This window comes from Moellerella wisconsensis ATCC 35017, from assembly GCF_001294465.1.
GTDB lineage: Bacteria > Pseudomonadota > Gammaproteobacteria > Enterobacterales > Enterobacteriaceae > Moellerella > Moellerella wisconsensis.
Genome location: NZ_LGAA01000084.1, coordinates 1 through 273, shown reverse-complemented (window position 1 = coordinate 273; position 273 = coordinate 1). Strand labels below are relative to the sequence as shown.

Below are 273 nucleotides of genomic sequence, written 5' to 3'. Positions count from 1 at the left end.
AAGACGGCATACGATCGCGGCGTTCGGTCAGGATCTTGTGCGGATAGGCCTGATGGCCTACGTCCCAGACGATATGGTCGAATGGCGTATTGTAGACATAGTGCAACGCAACCGTAAGTTCTACAGTACCAAGGCCAGAAGCCAGATGGCCACTGGATCGACTAACGCTGTTCAACAGATATTGCCGCAGCTCATCACACAGCTTCGGCAGCTTATCTTTTGATATCAGGCGCAAATCGTCGGGATTATTAACTAACGCCAACGTTGGATATT

Annotated in this window: 1 protein-coding gene; it reads right to left on the bottom strand. The window is 50.2% G+C overall.

The features are described 5' to 3' along the window. On the bottom strand, positions 1 to 273 hold a 273-nt coding region (locus M992_RS14490), incomplete at both ends, for a 1-deoxy-D-xylulose-5-phosphate synthase N-terminal domain-containing protein (RefSeq protein ID WP_282955653.1).